The sequence below is a fragment of the Ruegeria sp. SAZD011 genome (assembly GCF_059612545.1).
This window is the reverse complement of the sequence record NZ_JBXWQU010000029.1, coordinates 155034-172380: the sequence shown is the minus strand read 5'-3', so window position 1 is coordinate 172380 and position 17347 is coordinate 155034. Positions and strand designations below refer to the sequence as shown.

The 17347-nt window shown below is 64.4% G+C and carries 16 protein-coding genes; 10 read left to right on the top strand and 6 right to left on the bottom strand.

All coding sequences use genetic code 11. The features are described from left to right. Positions 1-52: 52 nt before the first annotated feature. From AC2FLM_RS15895 to hemC, 4 genes are all read right to left on the bottom strand, one after another. Positions 53-568, bottom strand: a complete 516-nt coding sequence (locus tag AC2FLM_RS15895; protein ID WP_496859100.1) for a hypothetical protein — start codon at positions 566-568, stop codon at positions 53-55. Further along, positions 553-1497, bottom strand: coding sequence for a fatty acid desaturase family protein (locus AC2FLM_RS15890; RefSeq protein WP_496859099.1), 945 nt, complete (start codon positions 1495-1497; stop codon positions 553-555). The genes AC2FLM_RS15895 and AC2FLM_RS15890 overlap by 16 nt, the downstream gene beginning before the upstream one ends. 64 nt (positions 1498-1561) lie before the next feature. Further along, a complete protein-coding gene (locus tag AC2FLM_RS15885; RefSeq protein WP_234219935.1) occupies positions 1562-3334 on the bottom strand; it encodes an adenylate/guanylate cyclase domain-containing protein in 1773 nt (590 codons plus the stop codon). An 89-nt stretch (positions 3335-3423) separates the two neighbouring features. After that, entirely contained in the window at positions 3424-4383 is a 960-nt protein-coding gene (gene hemC, locus AC2FLM_RS15880) for a hydroxymethylbilane synthase (protein ID WP_496859098.1), read from the bottom strand. A 106-nt stretch (positions 4384-4489) separates the two neighbouring features. On the opposite strand from hemC, the gene hemE reads away from it, so the two are divergent. Further along, positions 4490-5524, top strand: a complete 1035-nt coding sequence (gene hemE, locus AC2FLM_RS15875; RefSeq protein ID WP_496859097.1) for a uroporphyrinogen decarboxylase — start codon at positions 4490-4492, stop codon at positions 5522-5524. A gap of 66 nt (positions 5525-5590) precedes the next feature. Here the strand turns inward: hemE and AC2FLM_RS15870 are convergent, their stop codons facing one another. Next, positions 5591-6685 carry a CaiB/BaiF CoA transferase family protein gene (locus tag AC2FLM_RS15870; protein WP_496859096.1) on the bottom strand — a complete coding sequence of 365 codons (1095 nt, stop codon included), beginning with the start codon at positions 6683-6685 and terminating at the stop codon, positions 5591-5593. 67 nt (positions 6686-6752) lie between these two features. Here AC2FLM_RS15870 and AC2FLM_RS15865 point away from each other — a divergent pair, with 67 nt between their 5' ends. After that, positions 6753-7682, top strand: coding sequence for a crotonase/enoyl-CoA hydratase family protein (locus tag AC2FLM_RS15865; RefSeq protein ID WP_496859095.1), 930 nt, complete (start codon positions 6753-6755; stop codon positions 7680-7682). A 2-nt stretch (positions 7683-7684) separates the two neighbouring features. On the opposite strand, the gene AC2FLM_RS15860 is transcribed toward AC2FLM_RS15865, so the two are convergent. Further along, positions 7685-8668, bottom strand: a complete 984-nt coding sequence (locus AC2FLM_RS15860) for a DMT family transporter (protein ID WP_496859094.1) — start codon at positions 8666-8668, stop codon at positions 7685-7687. A 147-nt stretch (positions 8669-8815) separates the two neighbouring features. Between AC2FLM_RS15860 and AC2FLM_RS15855 the strand changes: the two genes are divergently transcribed. The 8 genes from AC2FLM_RS15855 (at position 8816) to AC2FLM_RS15820 (ending at position 17306) form a co-directional block, all read left to right on the top strand. Next, entirely contained in the window at positions 8816-9328 is a 513-nt protein-coding gene (locus tag AC2FLM_RS15855) for an SRPBCC family protein (protein ID WP_496859093.1), read from the top strand. Between the two features lie 72 nt (positions 9329-9400). Further along, a complete protein-coding gene (locus AC2FLM_RS15850) occupies positions 9401-10330 on the top strand; it encodes an ABC transporter ATP-binding protein (RefSeq protein WP_234170699.1) in 930 nt (309 codons plus the stop codon). Continuing rightward, positions 10327-11088 carry an ABC transporter permease gene (locus AC2FLM_RS15845; protein WP_496859092.1) on the top strand — a complete coding sequence of 254 codons (762 nt, stop codon included), beginning with the start codon at positions 10327-10329 and terminating at the stop codon, positions 11086-11088. Before AC2FLM_RS15850 ends, AC2FLM_RS15845 begins: the two co-directional genes overlap by 4 nt. A gap of 113 nt (positions 11089-11201) precedes the next feature. Continuing rightward, entirely contained in the window at positions 11202-11999 is a 798-nt protein-coding gene (locus AC2FLM_RS15840; protein WP_234142435.1) for a S49 family peptidase, read from the top strand. 168 nt (positions 12000-12167) lie between these two features. Next, positions 12168-13127 carry a calcium/sodium antiporter gene (locus AC2FLM_RS15835; RefSeq protein WP_234219927.1) on the top strand — a complete coding sequence of 320 codons (960 nt, stop codon included), beginning with the start codon at positions 12168-12170 and terminating at the stop codon, positions 13125-13127. 26 nt (positions 13128-13153) lie between these two features. Next, positions 13154-13933 (top strand): SDR family oxidoreductase, encoded by a 780-nt coding sequence (locus tag AC2FLM_RS15830; RefSeq protein WP_496859091.1) that lies wholly within the window; start codon positions 13154-13156, stop codon positions 13931-13933. 290 nt (positions 13934-14223) lie between these two features. Continuing rightward, positions 14224-16095 carry an excinuclease ABC subunit UvrC gene (gene uvrC / locus AC2FLM_RS15825; protein WP_496859090.1) on the top strand — a complete coding sequence of 624 codons (1872 nt, stop codon included), beginning with the start codon at positions 14224-14226 and terminating at the stop codon, positions 16093-16095. Between the two features lie 50 nt (positions 16096-16145). Then, positions 16146-17306, top strand: a complete 1161-nt coding sequence (locus tag AC2FLM_RS15820; RefSeq protein WP_496859089.1) for a serine hydrolase domain-containing protein — start codon at positions 16146-16148, stop codon at positions 17304-17306. Positions 17307-17347 lie beyond the last annotated feature (41 nt).

Here is a 17347-nt window from a genome sequence, read left to right as displayed (position 1 = left end):
CTCCCCCGGAGTATTTTCGGCAAAGTGAAGGGGCGGGCCGGTTTATCCATTGTCAGGGACGGAGCCAGAAATCGTCGGTCAGCCGGTCGTAGCAATAGTTCTGTGCCATCGACGCTGTCATGTTGTCGCCGACCTTTTTGACGCTGATCGAATAGCCCGGGTTGGTATCGGCGCCTTGGGGTGGTTGCAGGGAGAACTGCACGCCCTTGCGGCCCTTGACCGTAACCGCCGGTCCCACCGCCTGCCACAAGTAGATGCGCTGGGTCGCGCTGGTACGCAGCACGCGGATGGCGTAATCACCCGCGCCGCACCAGAAATCCTTGGGCGCGGAACCATGCCGGTTGACCACTTCGAACACCCCCTTGCTGACGGGATAGACTTCGAACCGGTTGAAGGCTTGAAACCCCATCGCCATCCCGGGCAGCAGCAACGCCGCGGTGAGGAGGGTCCAGCCTGTCCTGCGCCATGTCATGATATTACTCCTGCGCGACAATGAGTTGGCGGGTTCAAGATAGCGAGATTCGCCGCTTGCGCCAATGATGGCGGCGCGGATCAGGCGCTGCGCCATCCGGCCTCTTGCAAGGCGACGCCATAGCTGGAGGCGGTTTTCATCCGGCCACCCAGCCCCTTGTCGAGCAAAAGCGCGTGCATCCGGGGCAGATTGTAGCAGGGCACATGCATGATCATGTGGTGTTCGAGGTGGTAGTTCACCCAATAGGGCGCCACCAGCAGGCGCGCGATCGGGCCGGCATAGGTGGTACGCACGTTCTGGAACGGATCCTCGGATTGTTCGGTGGCGCCGTGTTCGGCGATGTTGCGGATGCGCAGGACGAACTGGAACCAGGTGAGATAGGGCAGCAGCCAGAAGGCCAGCCCCCACCACCAGTCGCCGACAAGGCTGATCAACAGGGCCACGCCAAGGAAGACCGGCAGCGATTTCCACAGTTGCGGCGCCTTGAAGCTTTGCGCGAAATCGGACGCCGCAGCCTTGATCGCCTCGTCATCGCCAGCAAGGCGGAAGGACATCAGGATCTGACCGGTCAGCTGCTTGATCCCGGTACGCCCGGTCAGGTCGCGCGCGAATTTCCGTTTCATCGAAGCATGCGAGGTGGGGAATTTCGACGACAGGACAAGGTCGGGGTCCTTGTCGGTCTGGGTAAAGCGATGGTGGGTCAGGTGGTAATGGCGATAGGCCGCCAGTTCCGCCAGGATCGGACGGCCACAGAGCCATTCGCCCACCAAATCGTTGAGCCGCCGGTTGCGGAAGAGCGCGTTATGCGCCGCCTCGTGCATCAGGATGGCAAGACCCAGCTGGCGCGAGCCGATCACGATCACCGCCAGCACAAAGGTCAGCGGATTGGGCCAGAGCGCAAACAGCGCCACCGCCAGCGCGATAGTGCCCCAGCAATGGGCGACCAGCCAAAGACCCATGGCGTCAGACCGTTCCGCCAGCGGACGGATTTCCTCGGTGTTGAGATAGGCCTTTCCCGGTGTCATGCGTGGTCCTCCATGGCGGAAAGGGTCTCAGGTCTGGGACGGGCCTGTCAAACAGAGCGCCACGTCATTCTGGGGGCAGGCCAAGATCGATCAGGATCTGGAGATTGGCTTCGTCAGCCGCAACCCAGCGCGCCCAGATCGGAAAGCGGAAGGCGCGGCGCCAGAATTCAGCCGTCAGGGCCGGGTATCTTTCGCGTGCTTGAGCAAGGTAATGCGCAGCCTTGTCCCGGTTGCCAAGCTTGGCGTGTTTCAGCGCGGTGGCCATGAAGACGAAGTAGTCCGCATTGGGAAACCGGCAGGCGGTCTCATAGGCGGCCAGCGCCTCGGGATCGGCGGCGTCGGTGTTGCGAAAGGTGAAGGCATTGCCAAGCTGGAACCAGAAGCCCCAGGCCATCGGGTCCTTGGGGTTCAGGCGCAGTGCGGTGCGGGCGGCCCGTTCCAGCCGGTCGCAATCGAGCCTTTGCATGAACAGGCAGGCGTGGCAGCGACCGAAATGCAGCACCGCGTTGTTGGGATTGAGCGCCTCGGCCTTGTCCAGCGCGTCGGCGGCATCCTGTTCCCGCCCGGTTATGGCCAGCAGGACGCCCAGCGCGACATAACCGATTTCAAGGCGATCGTCGCGCTCGATGGCTTGCGCAGCATGGTCTAGCCCAGTCGAGATTTCGGCGGCCGGGTCACGCGACCGCCCGGTAATGACCTTCACCCAGGCGAGGCGCGCCAGCAGCGCGTGCGGCAAGGCGAAATCCGGATCGGCGGCAATGGCGCGGGTGTAGAAAGCGTGTGCCTGCGAATAACCCTCGTCGGTGTAGCGGGTGAATTCGGAATAACCCTTTTGGCACATCTCCCAGGCGGTCAGGCTGTCGGTGGGTTTGCGGCGCGCCAGATTACGTTCGTGCGCGCCCAATTCCGGCTCCACCCCGGACACGATGGCGGCGGTCAGTTCATCTTGCAGGTCGAACAGATCGGCCATGGTCCGGTCCCAGCGTTCAGCCCAGACATGGGCGCCGGTCCGGGCATCGATCAGCTGCGCGGTGGCACGCAGCCGGTCGCCTGCGCGTCGAACGGAACCCTCGACCACATAACGCACGCCCAGTTCCTCGGCGATCTGGCGCACGTCCTTGTGGCTGCCCTTGTAGGCAAAGGCCGAGTTGCGGGCGATCACGGTCAGGGTGCGGAACCGGCTGAGTTCGGTGGTCACGTCCTCGACGATGCCGTCGGCCAGGAAATCCTGTTCCGGGTCGGCCGACATGTTGTCAAAGGGCAGGATGACAACGGCGGGCAGCTCGGTGCGCACCAGGGGTTTGTCCGCGGCGCAGGCGATACCCTCTGCGCCCACCCGCCAGACCTCGACCGGGTCGGGAATGTTCTTGACCGGCTGCGGCCCCAGCGCGATCAGCTCGGCGGCGACCTTGCCGCGCACCTGGTCATGGACACTGCGGGAGATGCAGATGCCGCCGGGGGTGGCCAGGCTTTCCAGCCGGGCGGCGATATTGACCGCGTCGCCCAGGATATCGTCGCCATCGCTGATCACGTCGCCCAGGTGGATACCGACCCGGAACAACATCCGGGTGTCGGGGGCGGTTTCGGCCTGGTCGCGCGCCACCCTTTGCAGGATGGCGACGGCCGACCGCAGGGCGGCGACGGGAGAGGCGAACTCGACCAGCATGCCGTCGCCCATGGTCTTGATCAACCGCCCGCCCTCGCGGGACAGGTCGGGCTGGATCGTCTCGTCGAAGAGGCGGCGCAGGCGGATGACCGTGCCTTCCTCGTCCGCAGCCATCAGGCGCGAGTAGCCCGACAGGTCGGCGGCGAGGATGGTGGTCAGGCGGCGGTCCATGCGGGGTCTCCGGACGGGCGCAGGAATGCGCCCCGCCTACTATGCCCGGGGAACCGGTGAAGACAAAGCGGGAAAGGCCGCGCGGATGGTCAGCCGCGCCAGTCGAAAAAGCCCGGCCCAGCCTGGGCCAGCAGGTCGCGCGCCATCTGGGTAGCAAGCGCCGGGCCGTCGGCCACGTCGCCGCTGCGGTCGAGCGCGATCGCCTCGGACCCGTCGGGGCGTAGCACCTCGCCGCGCAGACGCAGAGTGGTGCCGTCCAGCTCGGCCAGACCGGCGATGGGGGTTTCGCAGGAGCCGTCCAGAGCCGCCAGCAGCGCGCGCTCGGCGGCCAGCCGCTGATCGGTCTCGGCATGGTGGATGGCGGCCAGCATGTCGGCGGCGCGGGTATCATCCTGGCGCCGCTCGATCCCGATCGCACCCTGCGCGATGGCGGGCAGCATGTCATCAGGCGAGATCGCTGTGGCTGGCACCTCGGCCATGTTCAGCCGCCGGATACCGGCCATGGCCAGGAAGGTGCATTCGGCGACACCTTCGGAGAGCTTGCGCAGGCGGGTCTGCACGTTGCCCCGGAACTCGACAACCTTGAGGTCGGGCCGGCGATTGAGCAGTTGCGCCTTGCGGCGCAGAGACGAGGTGCCGACCACGGCGCCCTGCGGCAGGTCGCGGATTGCCGAATGGCTGGGCGAGATGAAAGCGTCGCGCACATCCTCGCGCGGCAGGAAGGTGTCGAGCACCAGGCCTGCGGGCTGTTCCACCGGCATGTCCTTGGTCGAATGCACCGCGATGTCGATATCGCCGCGCAGCATCGCCTCTTCGATCTCCTTGGTGAAGAGACCCTTGTTGCCGATCTCTTTCAGCGGGCGGTCCGCCTCGATCATCGCGCGGTTGTCGCCGGTGGTCGAGATCACCACGATCTCGAATGCGTCCTCGGGCAGGTCGAATGCGGCGGCCAGGCGGCGGCGGGTCTCATACGCCTGCGCCAGCGCCAGCGGAGAGCCACGGGTGCCGATCTTCAGCGGCGATACGGGAGAGGGAAGTGCGATTTTCATGGACGCCAGCAATAGTCGCGTCACATTGCCCTGACAATGGGGGCTGCGCTTGACAAATTGCCGCCGAACGCAGACCCGTGGCGCAAAGTGAAGGATGGGGGCGGATATGGCCGAGACAAAGAAACTGCTGCGGGTGCTGGCGGGCGAGGTGCTGGACACCCCGCCGATCTGGATGATGCGGCAGGCCGGACGGTACCTGCCTGAATACCGCGCCACCCGCGCGCAGGCGGGCGATTTCCTGTCGCTGTGCTATAACCCCGAGCTGGCCGCCGAGGTCACGCTGCAACCGATCCGCCGCTATGGGTTCGACGCGGCGATCCTGTTTGCCGACATCCTGCTGGTACCACAGGCGCTGGGGGCCGACCTGTGGTTCGAAACTGGCGAGGGGCCGCGCCTGTCGACCATCGGGGCGCAGGCGGATTTCGACCGGCTGAAGCCGGTGGAGGCGATCCACGAGACGCTGGCGCCAATCTATGAGACGGTGCGTATCCTGACCCGCGAATTGCCTGCCGAGACGGCGCTGATCGGCTTTGCCGGGGCGCCCTGGACGGTGGCCACCTATATGATCGCCGGGCGTGGCACGCCGGACCAGGGCCCGGCGCATGCGCTGCGCGAGGGCAATCCGGCGCTGTTCGATGCGCTGATCGAACGGCTGACAGCGGCCACCATCGAATACCTGAGCGCCCAGATCGAAGCGGGCGCCGAGGTGGTCAAGATCTTCGACAGCTGGGCCGGGTCGCTGAAGGGCGAGGCCTTCACCAAGTATGCGCTGGAGCCCTGCCGCGAGATCACAAAGGCGCTGAAAGAGCGCCATCCCGGTATCCCGGTGATCGGCTTCCCGCGCGAGGCCGGCGAGGGCTATGTCGGCTTTGCCAAGGCCACCGGCGTGGATTGCGTGGCGCTCGACAATTCGGTGACGCCGGATTGGGCGGCGGCGCATGTACAGGTGGATGGCTGCGTGCAGGGCAACCTGGCCTCGTCCCACATGGTGACCGGCGGTCAGGCGCTGGTGGACGAGACGCGGCGCATTGTCGAGGCGTTTTCCAAGGGGCCGCATATCTTTAACCTGGGCCATGGCATCACCCCGGATGCAGACCCGGAGAACGTGCAACTCATGATCGACACGGTGCGCGAAGGGTGAGTGCAGGAGCGAGGTGCGCTGCCCCTCGCGCTCCCCGGAGTATTTTGGGCGAAATGAAGGGGCGGGTCAGGGAGTCCCGGGCTGGGCCAGTTCTGCAAGGATCTCCGCCGTGTGTTCCCCGCGCGCGGGACTGGGTTTCGGCTGCCAGTCGCGGTCTTTGAAACGGGGCGCGGGGACGGCCTGGAGCGTGCCGTCGATCTCGGCCCAGGTGCGGCGGGCGGCGTTCATTGGCTGGTGCTGCGCCTCTTGGGGGCTGAGGACGGGCGCGACGCAGGCATCGGTGCCGAGGAAGAGATCGGCCCAGTGGTCGCGCGGCTTTGTGGCGAAGAGCGCCGCGAGGCGGGTGGTGAGCGCGGGCCAGAGCTTCGGGTTGAACTGCTGCGAGAACTCGCGGTCGTCCGACAGGCCGAGCCGCTCCAGGAAGAGCGCATAGAACTTGGGCTCGAGGCATTGCACGGTGACATGGCCACCATCGGCGCAGGTATAGGTTCGGCTCCAATGCGGGCCGTCGAGCAGGCTGCGGCCGCGCGTCTCGGACAGGCTGCCGGTCTGGCCGAGACTCATCAGCAGGTTCATCATATGGGCCGAGCCGTCATAGATCGCGGCATCGACCACGGTGCCCTGCCCGGTGGCGCGGGCGTTCAGCAGGCCGGCCAGCAGGCCGGTGACCAGATACATGGCGCCGCCGCCGATATCGCCCACCAGCGTGGCGGGCGTCTGCGGCGCGTCGCCGGGGGCCGAGCTATACCAGAGCGCGCCTGAGAGCGAGATATAGTTGAGGTCATGCCCGGCGGCATGGGACAGCGGCCCGTCCTGGCCCCAGCCGGTCATCCGGCCATAGACCAGCGCCGGGTTCAGCGCATGGCAGTCCTCGGGTCCAAGGCCAAGCTTCTCCATCACGCCGGGACGGAAGCCTTCGATCAGCGCATCGGCACTCGCGATCAGGGCGCGGGCGGTGGCGATGTCGGCGGCATCCTTGAGGTCGAGCGCGATGGAGCGCTTGCCGCGATCCAGAAGCGAGCGTTCCGGCATACCGGGTGTCACCGCGCCACCCTTGCGGTGCACGGTGATCACGTCGGCGCCCAGATCCGCCAGCAGCATGGCGGCAAAGGGTCCGGGGCCCAGCCCCTCGATCTCGACGATGCGGATGCCGTTCAGCATGATGCTCTCCTTCTCTTTGCGGCAGGTTCCCGGCCCCGCGCTCCGAAATCAAGCGCGGCGGTGACGCATGACGTGGCGTTGCGTTTTGTGCGCGCCGTTTCACATGCTCTGCTGGGGCGCAGTCAGGGAGGAAGACATGTCCGTTGTTGCCTATGAAAAGGACGGGCGTATCGCCCGGATCACGCTGAACCGGCCCGAGGTGATGAACGCCATCAATGATGAGCTGCCCGGCGCGCTGGCCGCTGAAGTGGCACGGGCGGATGCCGATCCGGGTGTGCATGTGATGGTGCTGTCGGGGGCGGGGCGCGCATTCTGCGCGGGCTATGACCTGACCTATTACGCCGAGGGCAACGGGGCGGGTGACGTGACCCAGCCGATGCCCTGGGACCCGATCAAGGATTACCGGTTCATGTGGGCCAATACCCAGCATTTCATGTCGCTTTGGCGGGCGGTAAAGCCGGTGCTGTGCAAGGTGCACGGCTTCGCAGTGGCGGGCGGGTCGGATATCGCGCTCTGTGCGGATATGACGATCATGGCCGAGGATGCGCAGATCGGGTACATGCCCTCGCGGGTCTGGGGCTGTCCCACCACGGCGATGTGGGTCTATCGGCTGGGGGCCGAACGGGCCAAGCGGATGCTGTTCACCGGCGACAAGATCAGCGGGCGTCAGGCGGCGGATATGGGGCTGGTGCTGGAGGCAGTGCCGGCGGAGCATCTGGATGACCGGGTCGAGGAACTGGCCGCGCGCATGGCGACGGTGCCGATCAACCAGCTGGCGATGCAGAAACTGGTGATCAACCAGGCGATCGAGCAGACCGGGCTGATGCAGACCCAGCGGCTGGCGACGATTTTCGACGGCATCACCCGGCACAGCCCCGAAGGCATCCATTTCAAGGAACGGGCCGAGGCGGTGGGCTGGAAACAGGCGGTGGACGAGCGCGACCAGGGCACCTGGGACTGGACCGCGAACGAGGCGATCCCCAAGCGGAACCGCTAGGCTCAGACCCTGCCGGCGCGGCTGCCCGACCTTACGCCTGTTCGGCGCTGGCGTTGTTCGCGCAGGAACACGAACAGGCCTGAACCTGCTATCAGCGCCATTCCGGCCCAGACCTCCCAATCCGGCAGATCGCCCCAGATCATCCAGCCCCAGAAAACCGCCAGCGGCAATCCGACATATTCGAAGGGCGCCACCGTTGCCGCGTCGGCCTGGCGATAGGCTTGCGCCAGGCAATAGCCGATGATGGCCGAGTTGAAACCCAGACCGGTCAGGAACAGCCAGTCCTGTCCGCTGGGCCATGTCCAGGCGCGCAGCAGAAAGATCAGGCTGGGGTCCGAGCTTTCGTCGACGAACCGACCATCGCCCGCGACCAGATAGAACAATGCGCCCACCAGGATGAACATCAGCTGGATATAGACCGACAGGGCCGAGGCCTTGCTGCTGACGCCCAGCTTGCGCGTCATCAGTTGCAGCAGCGCATAAGTCAGGGCAGACAGAACCGGGAGCAGCAGGACAAGCCGGCTTGCCTCCAGGCTTTCAGCTCCCTGCCACGGCCGCTGCATCAGGATCACGCCCGAAAAGCCGACCAGCACCGCGCCCAGCCGCATCGGGCCGACACGCTCCTTGAGGATTGGCACCGACAGAAGCGTGATGAACAGCGGCGCCGCAAAGAACAGCGCCGTCACATCCGCCAGAGGCGCCACCGCCAGCGCGGCGAAAAAGCTCATGTTCGAGATCACGACCAGCAGGCCGCGCAGGGCGTGCAGGAAGGGATGTCGCGTTTTCAGGATGCGCAAGCCACCCTCAATCCAGACCAGCCCAAGCGACAGCACGATCCCCACCGCCGAGCGGGTAAAGACGATCTGGTGCAACGGATAGGCGCCCGACAACTGCTTGACCAGCATGTCGTTGAGCGAAATGGCAAGCATTCCGGCCATGATAAAGGCAATTCCGGCACCTGGCCGGTGTTGTGCGGTCTCGGTCATATCGTGGATCCTGTCCGGGCGCCCGCGCCCTGTCTCTGGCTATCACGGTTTGGCCGGTGTGCCATGCCCATTTTCGATAGCCCCTGTGGTTGCCGCATGCCGGGCCGGGCGTTAGCACAAGTCCGGCACGCAGAACGGAGGCACCCCATGCACCTGCACGACACCCGCACGATCGCGGCCGACCCCGCAACGGTTTTTAGCGCGCTTCTCGACCCCGCGGTCCTGTGCGCCTGCGTGCCCGGCGCGCAAGAGGTGACCGGCACCGCCGATGGCGGTTTCGAGGCGGTGGTGGTGCAAAAGGTCGGGCCGGTGAAGGCGACGTTCCGCGGCACCGTCACCCTCTCGGATCTGGTGCCGGGCGCGGGGCTGACCCTGACAGGTGAGGGCAAGGGCGGCGCGGCGGGCTTTGCCAAGGGCGGCGCCGAGGTCCGGCTTGCCCCCAGTGATACGGGCGGAACGCTGCTGTCCTACCGGGCCGAGGCGCGGGTGGGCGGCAAGCTGGCCCAGCTTGGCAACCGGATCCTCGACGGGTTCGCCCGCAAGATGGCGGACCAGTTCTTTGACAACCTGCAAGCGCAGTTCACGGCCGAGGCCGAGGAGGGCCCGCAAGGGGCCAAAGAGGCCGCCCCGCCCCGCAAAACCTGGTTCGGGCGCGGCTGAGCGGGGCTGCATATTCGCTCTGTTCCCTTGCTGCGGCAGATTGTAGGGTTCCGGCCAGAACGGGACCAATACATGACGACCATTCTTTCGATCCGGGACTTGCGGAAATCCTATGCCGACGGGTTCGAGGCGCTCAAGGGCGTTTCGCTCGACATTCGCGAGGGTGAGATTCTGGCGCTGCTCGGCCCCAATGGCGCCGGAAAAACCACGCTGATCTCGACCATCTGCGGCATCACCACGCCGACATCGGGCAGCGTCACCGTGGGCGGGCACGATATTCAGGAGGAGTTCCGTGCCGCCCGGCAGATGATCGGGTTGGTGCCGCAGGAAATCGCGCTGGAACCCTTTGAAAAGGTGATGAACACCGTCCGTTTTTCGCGCGGGCTGTTCGGCAAGCGCGCAAATGATGGCCGCATCGAGGAGGTGCTGCGCAAGCTGTCCCTCTGGGACAAGCGCCGCAACGCCATCAAGGAACTCTCGGGCGGGATGAAACGCCGGGTGCTGATCGCCAAGGCGCTGGCGCATGACCCGCGCGTGCTGTTCCTGGACGAACCCACCGCCGGGGTCGATGTGGAACTGCGCAAGGACATGTGGGAAATCGTGGCCGAGTTGAAGGCCGCCGGTGTCACCATCATCCTGACCACCCATTACATCGAAGAGGCCGAGGCCATCGCCGACCGCATCGGCGTCATCAACAAGGGCGAGCTGCTGCTGGTCGAGGACAAGGCCAAGCTGATGGCGCGGATGGGGCGCAAACAGCTGGACGTGCTGCTGACCCGACCGATTTCCACGATCCCGGCCAGCCTCGCCCGTCACAACCTGTCGCTGGGCGCGGCGGGGGATGTTCTGATCTATAGCTACGACACCCATGCCGACCGGACCGGGATCACCACGCTCTTGAACGACGTGGCCGAGGCCGGTCTGGTGCTGCGCGACGTGGTGACCCGCCAATCGAGCCTGGAAGAGATCTTCGTCACCCTCGTCAAGGGAGAGACACAATGAACTGGGCCGCCATTGCCGCCATATATCGGTTCGAAATGGCCCGGTTCTTTCGCACCCTGGCGCAGAGTTTCATTTCGCCGGTGCTCAGCACCTCGCTCTATTTCGTGGTGTTCGGCACGGCCATCGGCAGCCGCATCCAGGAAATCGAAGGTGTCTCTTATGGCGCTTTCATCGTGCCCGGGCTGATCATGCTGTCGGTGGTGATGCTGTCGATCTCGAACGCCTCTTTCGGGATCTACTTCCCGAAATTCCTCGGTACAGTCTATGAACTGCTCTCGGCGCCGGTCAATTTCATCGAGATCGTCATAGGTTATGTCGGCGCGGCGGCGACCAAGGCGCTGTTTGTGGGGCTGGTGATCCTGGTGACCGCCAGCTTCTTTGTCGAGCTCAGGATCGAGCATCCCTTTGCCATGGCGGCCTTTCTTGTGCTGACCTGTCTCAGCTTCTCGCTGCTTGGCTTCATCGTCGGCATCTGGGCCAGCAATTTCGAACAGATGTCGCTGGTGCCGCAGCTGGTGGTGACGCCGCTGATCTTTCTGGGCGGTACGTTTTACAGCATCTCGATGCTACCGCCGGTCTGGCAAACGGTGACCCTGTTCAACCCGGTGGTCTATCTGATCTCGGGGTTTCGCTGGTCGTTCTACGGGCTGGCCGATGTGCCCGTTGGGTTGAGCCTGTTGGCGATTGCCGGGTTCACGGGGCTTTGCTTGGCAGTGATCTGGTGGATCTTCCGGACCGGCTGGCGCATTCGCAGTTAAGAGGAGGAGCACGTTGCAAATTTGCCCGTTCGCTGTGGGAAATATGTTGCCGTCGCGTATCTGTCATGCCGCGCGTCTTGTTTGTCGGCAGGGCGCGCTCTACATCGGCTGCCATGACACTCGCCCTTCCGTTTAAGAAAAAGCCGCCTCTGGTGGCCGTGGTTCGCCTGTCCGGTGCGATTGGCCTCGCCGGGCGCGGGGCGTTGAACGACACCACGCTTGCCCCCATGCTGGAGCGCGCCTTTCGCAAGGGCAAGCCTGCGGCCGTTGCGCTGGAAATCAATTCGCCCGGCGGGTCGCCGGTACAAAGCTCGTTGATCGGTGCGCGCATCCGGCGTCTTGCGACCGAGCATGAGGTGCCGGTTTATGCCTTTGTCGAGGATGTGGCCGCCTCGGGCGGGTATTGGCTGGCCTGCGCTGCTGACGAGATTTGGGCCGATGACAGCTCGGTTCTGGGTTCGATCGGGGTGATCTCGGCCAGCTTCGGCGCGCATGTGTTCCTGGCACGGCAGGGGTTCGAGCGTCGGGTACACACGGCGGGCAAGTCGAAATCCATGCTCGACCCGTTCAGCCCGGAAAAGAAAGAGGACGTGACCCGGCTCAAGGGATTGCTGGGCGACATCCACCAGAACTTCATCACCCATGTCAAAGAACGTCGCGGCGACCGGCTGGATGCCACCGAAGACCTGTTCACCGGCGAGGTCTGGCTGGGTGCAAGGGCCCGCGATCTGGGGCTGATCGACGGTATCGCCCATCTGAAACCCAAGATGCAGGAACGGTTCGGCGACAAGGTGCGGTTCCGCCGCTATGGTATCCGCCGCCCGTTCTGGTCGCGCTTCGGCGTGCATCTGGCCGAGGACGCCCTTGCCGGTATCGAGGAGCGCGCGGCCTTTGCGCGTTTCGGTCTCTGACATGCTGACAAAGATCGTCGCCCTTTTCCTGGTTGGCATGATGGTTCTCGCCATGTTCGGACGTTTGCGGTTTCCGGGCGCGTCCCGGTTAAAATCGGCAAAATGTCCGCGGTGCGGGCGCTACAGGATCGGCAAGGGCCCCTGTGCCTGTGGACATGGAGGCCGCGCATGATGCCATGGATCCTATCGGCGCTGGGGCTGGTCATCCTGCTTCTGGCCGGGGACGCGCTGGTACGGGGCGCGGTCAATCTCAGCCTGCGGCTGGGCGTGCCCGCGCTGATCGTCAGCCTGACGATCGTGGCCTTCGGTACCTCGGCACCGGAGCTGCTGATCTCGATCAAGGCGGTGCTGGAGCATGCGCCGGGCATCGCACTGGGCAATGTGGTCGGTTCGAACACCGCCAACATCCTGCTGGTTCTGGGGGTTCCCGCGCTGCTGGCGACGCTGCACACCAGCGAATGCGACAGCCGTCGCAACTATGTGCTGATGATCCTTGCCTCGGTCCTTTTCATCGGTCTGGCCTTTTGCGGCACCTTTACCGCCACCAGCGGTCTGATCCTGCTGGCCGGTCTGGGATTGATGCTGGCCAATGCCTTTCGCGAGGCGCATGCCCATCGCAAGGCCTGCGGCGACCCCTGTGCCGATGACGATCTGGAGGTGCTGGAAGAGGCCGACCCCGACATGCCCTGGTGGCGCATCGGCATCTATCTGCTGCTGGGGCTGATCGGGCTGCCGATGGGGGCGCATCTGCTGGTCGACAATGCCTCGATCATCGCGCGCACCTACGGGGTCAGCGAAACCGTGATCGGCCTGACACTGGTGGCCGTGGGCACCTCGTTGCCCGAACTGGCCACCACCGTTATGGCGGCGCTCAGACGTCAGGCGGATGTGGCGCTGGGCAATGTGATCGGGTCGAACATGTTCAACCTGCTGGCCATCATCGGCGTTGCCACGCTGTTTGGCCCCATCCCGGTCGATCCCGAATTCCTGAGGTTCGATCTCTGGGTGATGCTCGCATCCTCGCTGCTGCTGATCCCGTTCGTGTTCTTCAAGCTGGACATCACCCGCACCTGGGGTGTGTTCCTGACGGGCATCTACATCGTCTATATCGTTGTCGTCCTGCTCTAGGCGACGCGCAACACGGAGGTGCTGACATGGCATTGGCGCTTGTTACCGGGGCAGGTCATCGTCTGGGCCGAGCCATGGCGCTTTATCTGGCCGGGCGTGGACATGATGTGGCGGTGCACTATGCCCGTTCCGAAAGCGAAGCGGCCGAGGTCGTGGAACGTATCCGCCGTTTGGGTCAGCGTGCCTTGGCGCTTCAAGCGGATCTGCTGGACGAGGACCAGATGCAATCCCTGCTGCCCCGCGCGGCAGAGGCACTGGGTGCCCCGGTCACCTGTCTTGTCAACAATGCCTCGATCTTTGAGTACGACAGCCTGAGCAGTGCCAGCCGGCAAAGCTGGGACCGGCATATGGAAAGCAACCTGCGCGCGCCCTTCGTGCTTTCCCAGGCGATGGCGGCGCAGGGGCTGGAAGCGATCTCGGACGAAAACGGCGAGCCGATGGCGACCGGGTTGATCGTCAACATGATCGACATGCGCGTGCGCAAGCTGACGCCGGAATTCATGACCTATACTCTGGCCAAGGCCGCACTGTGGACCCTGACCCAAACCAGCGCGCAAGCGTTGACACCGGCGATCCGCGTCAATGCGATCGGCCCCGGACCAACGTTGAAGGGGCACCGCCAGTCGCCCGAGCATTTTTCAAACCAGCGCGCGCGTACCATCTCCGGACGGGGCGCCAACCCGGAGGATATCACCGCTGCTTTGGGGTATTTCCTCGATGCGCCCGCAGTCACCGGACAGCTGCTTTGCGTCGATGGTGGTCAGCATCTGGGTTGGCGCACGCCTGATGTTCTGGGGGTTGAATAGGGGTTCAGGCTGCAAGTTTTGCACCGGCTTTGTTGACGTTACGAAAGCGTTACAAAAAGACCTTTGTTTTCATTTACTTGCAGCGCATCTGAAAAAGTTTCATTTGGAATCAAGCAATTATGATGGTGCCTATTTTTTAGGCAATCCGGAAAACCGCCCGCGAAACAAGGGAAATTCCAATGTGTCGCAAACTTGTCTTCAGACTTATCCACATAATCCGTGGATTTGTTTCCTCTTGAAACGGACGCCACAAGATTGCAGCCGGGTCCAGAGAATCATATCTCGGTCCCATGCAAGACACGAACCCGTCACAACCTGATTCCCCGGTCACCGGATATGCCTGTATCCAGGACTATCTTCGCAGTCTGACCGGCGCGCCCGGTGTCTACCGGATGCTCGATGCACAGGCGCGGGTGCTTTATGTCGGCAAGGCGCGCAACCTGCGCGCGCGGGTGTCGAACTATGCCCGCCCAGGCCATAGTCCGAGGATCGAGCGGATGATCCGCGAGACCGCCTCGATGATGTTCCTGACCACGCGCACCGAGACCGAGGCGCTGCTGCTGGAACAGAACCTGATCAAGCAGCTCAAGCCGAAATACAACGTGCTGCTCAGGGATGACAAAAGCTTTCCCAATATCCTGGTGGCCAAGGACCATCCCTTTGCCCAGATCAAGAAGCATCGGGGCGCGAAGAAGGAGAAAGGCACCTATTTCGGCCCCTTCGCCAGCGCCGGCGCGGTCAACCGCACCCTGAACCAGCTGCAAAAGGCGTTCCTGCTGCGCAACTGCACCGACGCGGTGTTCGACAGCCGCACCCGGCCCTGCCTGCTCTATCAGATCAAGCGGTGTTCGGGACCCTGCGTGGGGCTGATATCCGAGGTCGACTATGCCGCCAGCGTCAAGGATGCCGAACGGTTCCTCTCGGGCCGCTCGACACGGGTGCAGGAGGAATTGGCCCAACAGATGATGGCCGCCTCCGAGGCGATGGAGTTCGAGCGCGCCGCCGCCCTGCGCGACCGGATCCGGGCCTTGACCACGGTGCAGGGCGCACAGGGCATCAACCCGCGCGGCGTGGCCGAGGCGGATGTGGTGGCGCTGCATCTCGAAAACGGCCAGGCCTGCGTGCAGGTCTTTTTCATCCGCGCCAACCAGAACTGGGGTAACCGCGATTTCTATCCTCGCGTGGGCGAGGATGTTTCGGCGGCCGAGGTGATGGAGGCGTTCCTGGGCCAGTTCTATGACAAAAAGGAACCGCCCCGGCAGCTGATCCTGTCGGACGCGATCGAGAATGCAGACCTGATGACCGAGGCACTGAGCGAGAAGGCCGGGCGCAAGGTTGAACTGCTGGTGCCCCAGCGCGGCGAAAAGGCCGAACTGGTCTCGGGCGCGCTGCGCAACGCGCGCGAGTCGCTGGCCCGGCGCATGTCGGAAAGCGCGACCCAGGCCAAGCTGCTGCGCGGCCTGGCCGAGGCGTTCGACCTGGACGGACCGCCAAAGCGGATCGAGGTCTATGACAACAGCCATATCCAGGGCACCAACGCGGTCGGCGGCATGATCGTGGCCGGGCCTGAGGGGCTGATGAAGAACCAGTACCGCAAGTTCAACATCCGGGGCGACGACCTGACGCCGGGCGACGATTTCGGCATGATGAAAGAGGTTCTGACCCGGCGGTTTACAAGGCTGCTGAAAGAGGACCCGGACCGCGACAAGGGGCTGTGGCCCGATCTGTTGCTGATCGACGGCGGCGCCGGTCAGGTCAGCGCGGTGCAAGAAATCATGGTGGCGCACGGGGTCGAGGATATTGCGATGGTCGGCGTCGCCAAGGGCATCGACCGCGACCACGGCAAGGAAGAGTTCCACCGCATCGGCCAGCGCCCCTTTGCCCTGAAACGCAACGACCCGGTGCTGTATTTCATCCAGCGGCTCCGGGATGAGGCGCACCGGTTTGCCATCGGCACCCATCGCGCCAAGCGGGCAAAGGCGGTCAGCGCAACTCCGCTCGACGATATCCCCGGCGTCGGCGCCGCCCGCAAACGCGCACTGCTGGCGCATTTCGGCAGCGCCAAGGCGGTGAGCCGCGCCGATCTGGCCGACCTGACCGCGGTCGAAGGTGTCTCCGAGGGTCTGGCGCAGAAAATCTACGACTTCTTCCACGAAAGCTGACTTGCCATTTGCCTTGCCCTGCGCTTGGCTGACGCGGGGAGGATGTTTCGATGACAGTGATGCAGGGGTTTCCGCCAGCCGAGGGTGACCGCGCCACATTGGCGAACTGGCGCACCCGGCCCTATTCGGCCTGGGCGTTCCATCATGTGCGCGAGATCGTGCCCTCGGCCCAGATCGCCAAAGCGCCGGGCGACGTGTGGGCGCTGGAGCAGGGCGCGCCGCTGCTTTCCGAGGATATGCTGAACGATATCCTAGCCCCTACCTGCTCCGATGCGCTGGTTGTGCTGCATCGAGGCCGCGTGGTCCACGAGGTCTATCGCAACGGCATGGGGGCCGATGATCCGCATATCCTGATGTCGGTCTCAAAATCCATGCTGGGCCTTCTGGCCGGGATTCTGGCGGACAAGGGGCTCTTGGACCTGAACGCGGCGATCACCGATTATGTTCCCGAACTGGCAGGAACCGCCTATGCCGGCGCGACGGTGCGCCAGGCGCTCGACATGCGGGTGGGGGTCGCATTCTCCGAGGATTACACCGCCACCACCGGCCCGATCATCGCCTATCGCAAGGCGGCGAACTGGAACGTGGTCGAGCCGGGTGACACGGTGCCCGACCTGCGCGGGTTCCAGCAGATGCTGACCGAGCGTGACGGTCCGCATGGCGGGCGGTTTCACTATGTCTCGCCGGTGACCGACCTGCTGGCCTGGGTGATCGAACGGGCGGCGGGGCTGCGTTATGCCGACCTGATGTCCGAACATCTGTGGCGGCCCATGGGCGCCGAGCAGGCGGCCTATATCACTGTCGACCGCATTGGTGGACCGCGCGCGGCGGGTGGCATGTGCGTCACCGCCCGCGATCTGGCGCGGGTGGGGCAGTTGATCTGCCAGGGCGGCGCGCGCGCGGATGGGCGCCAGGTGATACCCGCCGACTGGCTCGACGATATCGCCACGCAGGGTGATCCCGAGGCCTGGGCAACCGGTGATTTCGCCGACCGTTTCCCGGAATATGACATGGTCTATCGCAGCAAATGGTATGTCCACCCCGGAGCCAAACCGCTGATTCATGGCATGGGCATCCACGGTCAATACCTCTTTGCCGATCCAGCCCGCGACCTCGTTGTGGCGTGGATGGCATCCGAGGCGGACCCAACCAGCGACCGCGCCTTTGGCCTGCGCTATCGCCTGATCGAACAGTTGCGCGCGGTTGTCTGAGAGATGCGGTACTTCTGTCCTCTTTCCCATTCGCTCAGGGC

Coding starts and splice junctions, on each gene's coding strand:
- AC2FLM_RS15895 (WP_496859100.1), bottom strand. CDS start 568: ATGGCGCAGCGCCTGATCCGCGCCGCCATCATTGGCGCAAGCGGCGAA.
- AC2FLM_RS15890 (WP_496859099.1), bottom strand. CDS start 1,497: ATGACACCGGGAAAGGCCTATCTCAACACCGAGGAAATCCGTCCGCTG.
- AC2FLM_RS15885 (WP_234219935.1), bottom strand. CDS start 3,334: ATGGACCGCCGCCTGACCACCATCCTCGCCGCCGACCTGTCGGGCTAC.
- hemC (WP_496859098.1), bottom strand. CDS start 4,383: ATGAAAATCGCACTTCCCTCTCCCGTATCGCCGCTGAAGATCGGCACC.
- hemE (WP_496859097.1), top strand. CDS start 4,490: ATGGCCGAGACAAAGAAACTGCTGCGGGTGCTGGCGGGCGAGGTGCTG.
- AC2FLM_RS15870 (WP_496859096.1), bottom strand. CDS start 6,685: ATGCTGAACGGCATCCGCATCGTCGAGATCGAGGGGCTGGGCCCCGGA.
- AC2FLM_RS15865 (WP_496859095.1), top strand. CDS start 6,753: ATGACGTGGCGTTGCGTTTTGTGCGCGCCGTTTCACATGCTCTGCTGG.
- AC2FLM_RS15860 (WP_496859094.1), bottom strand. CDS start 8,668: ATGACCGAGACCGCACAACACCGGCCAGGTGCCGGAATTGCCTTTATC.
- AC2FLM_RS15855 (WP_496859093.1), top strand. CDS start 8,816: ATGCACCTGCACGACACCCGCACGATCGCGGCCGACCCCGCAACGGTT.
- AC2FLM_RS15850 (WP_234170699.1), top strand. CDS start 9,401: ATGACGACCATTCTTTCGATCCGGGACTTGCGGAAATCCTATGCCGAC.
- AC2FLM_RS15845 (WP_496859092.1), top strand. CDS start 10,327: ATGAACTGGGCCGCCATTGCCGCCATATATCGGTTCGAAATGGCCCGG.
- AC2FLM_RS15840 (WP_234142435.1), top strand. CDS start 11,202: ATGACACTCGCCCTTCCGTTTAAGAAAAAGCCGCCTCTGGTGGCCGTG.
- AC2FLM_RS15835 (WP_234219927.1), top strand. CDS start 12,168: ATGATGCCATGGATCCTATCGGCGCTGGGGCTGGTCATCCTGCTTCTG.
- AC2FLM_RS15830 (WP_496859091.1), top strand. CDS start 13,154: ATGGCATTGGCGCTTGTTACCGGGGCAGGTCATCGTCTGGGCCGAGCC.
- uvrC (WP_496859090.1), top strand. CDS start 14,224: ATGCAAGACACGAACCCGTCACAACCTGATTCCCCGGTCACCGGATAT.
- AC2FLM_RS15820 (WP_496859089.1), top strand. CDS start 16,146: ATGACAGTGATGCAGGGGTTTCCGCCAGCCGAGGGTGACCGCGCCACA.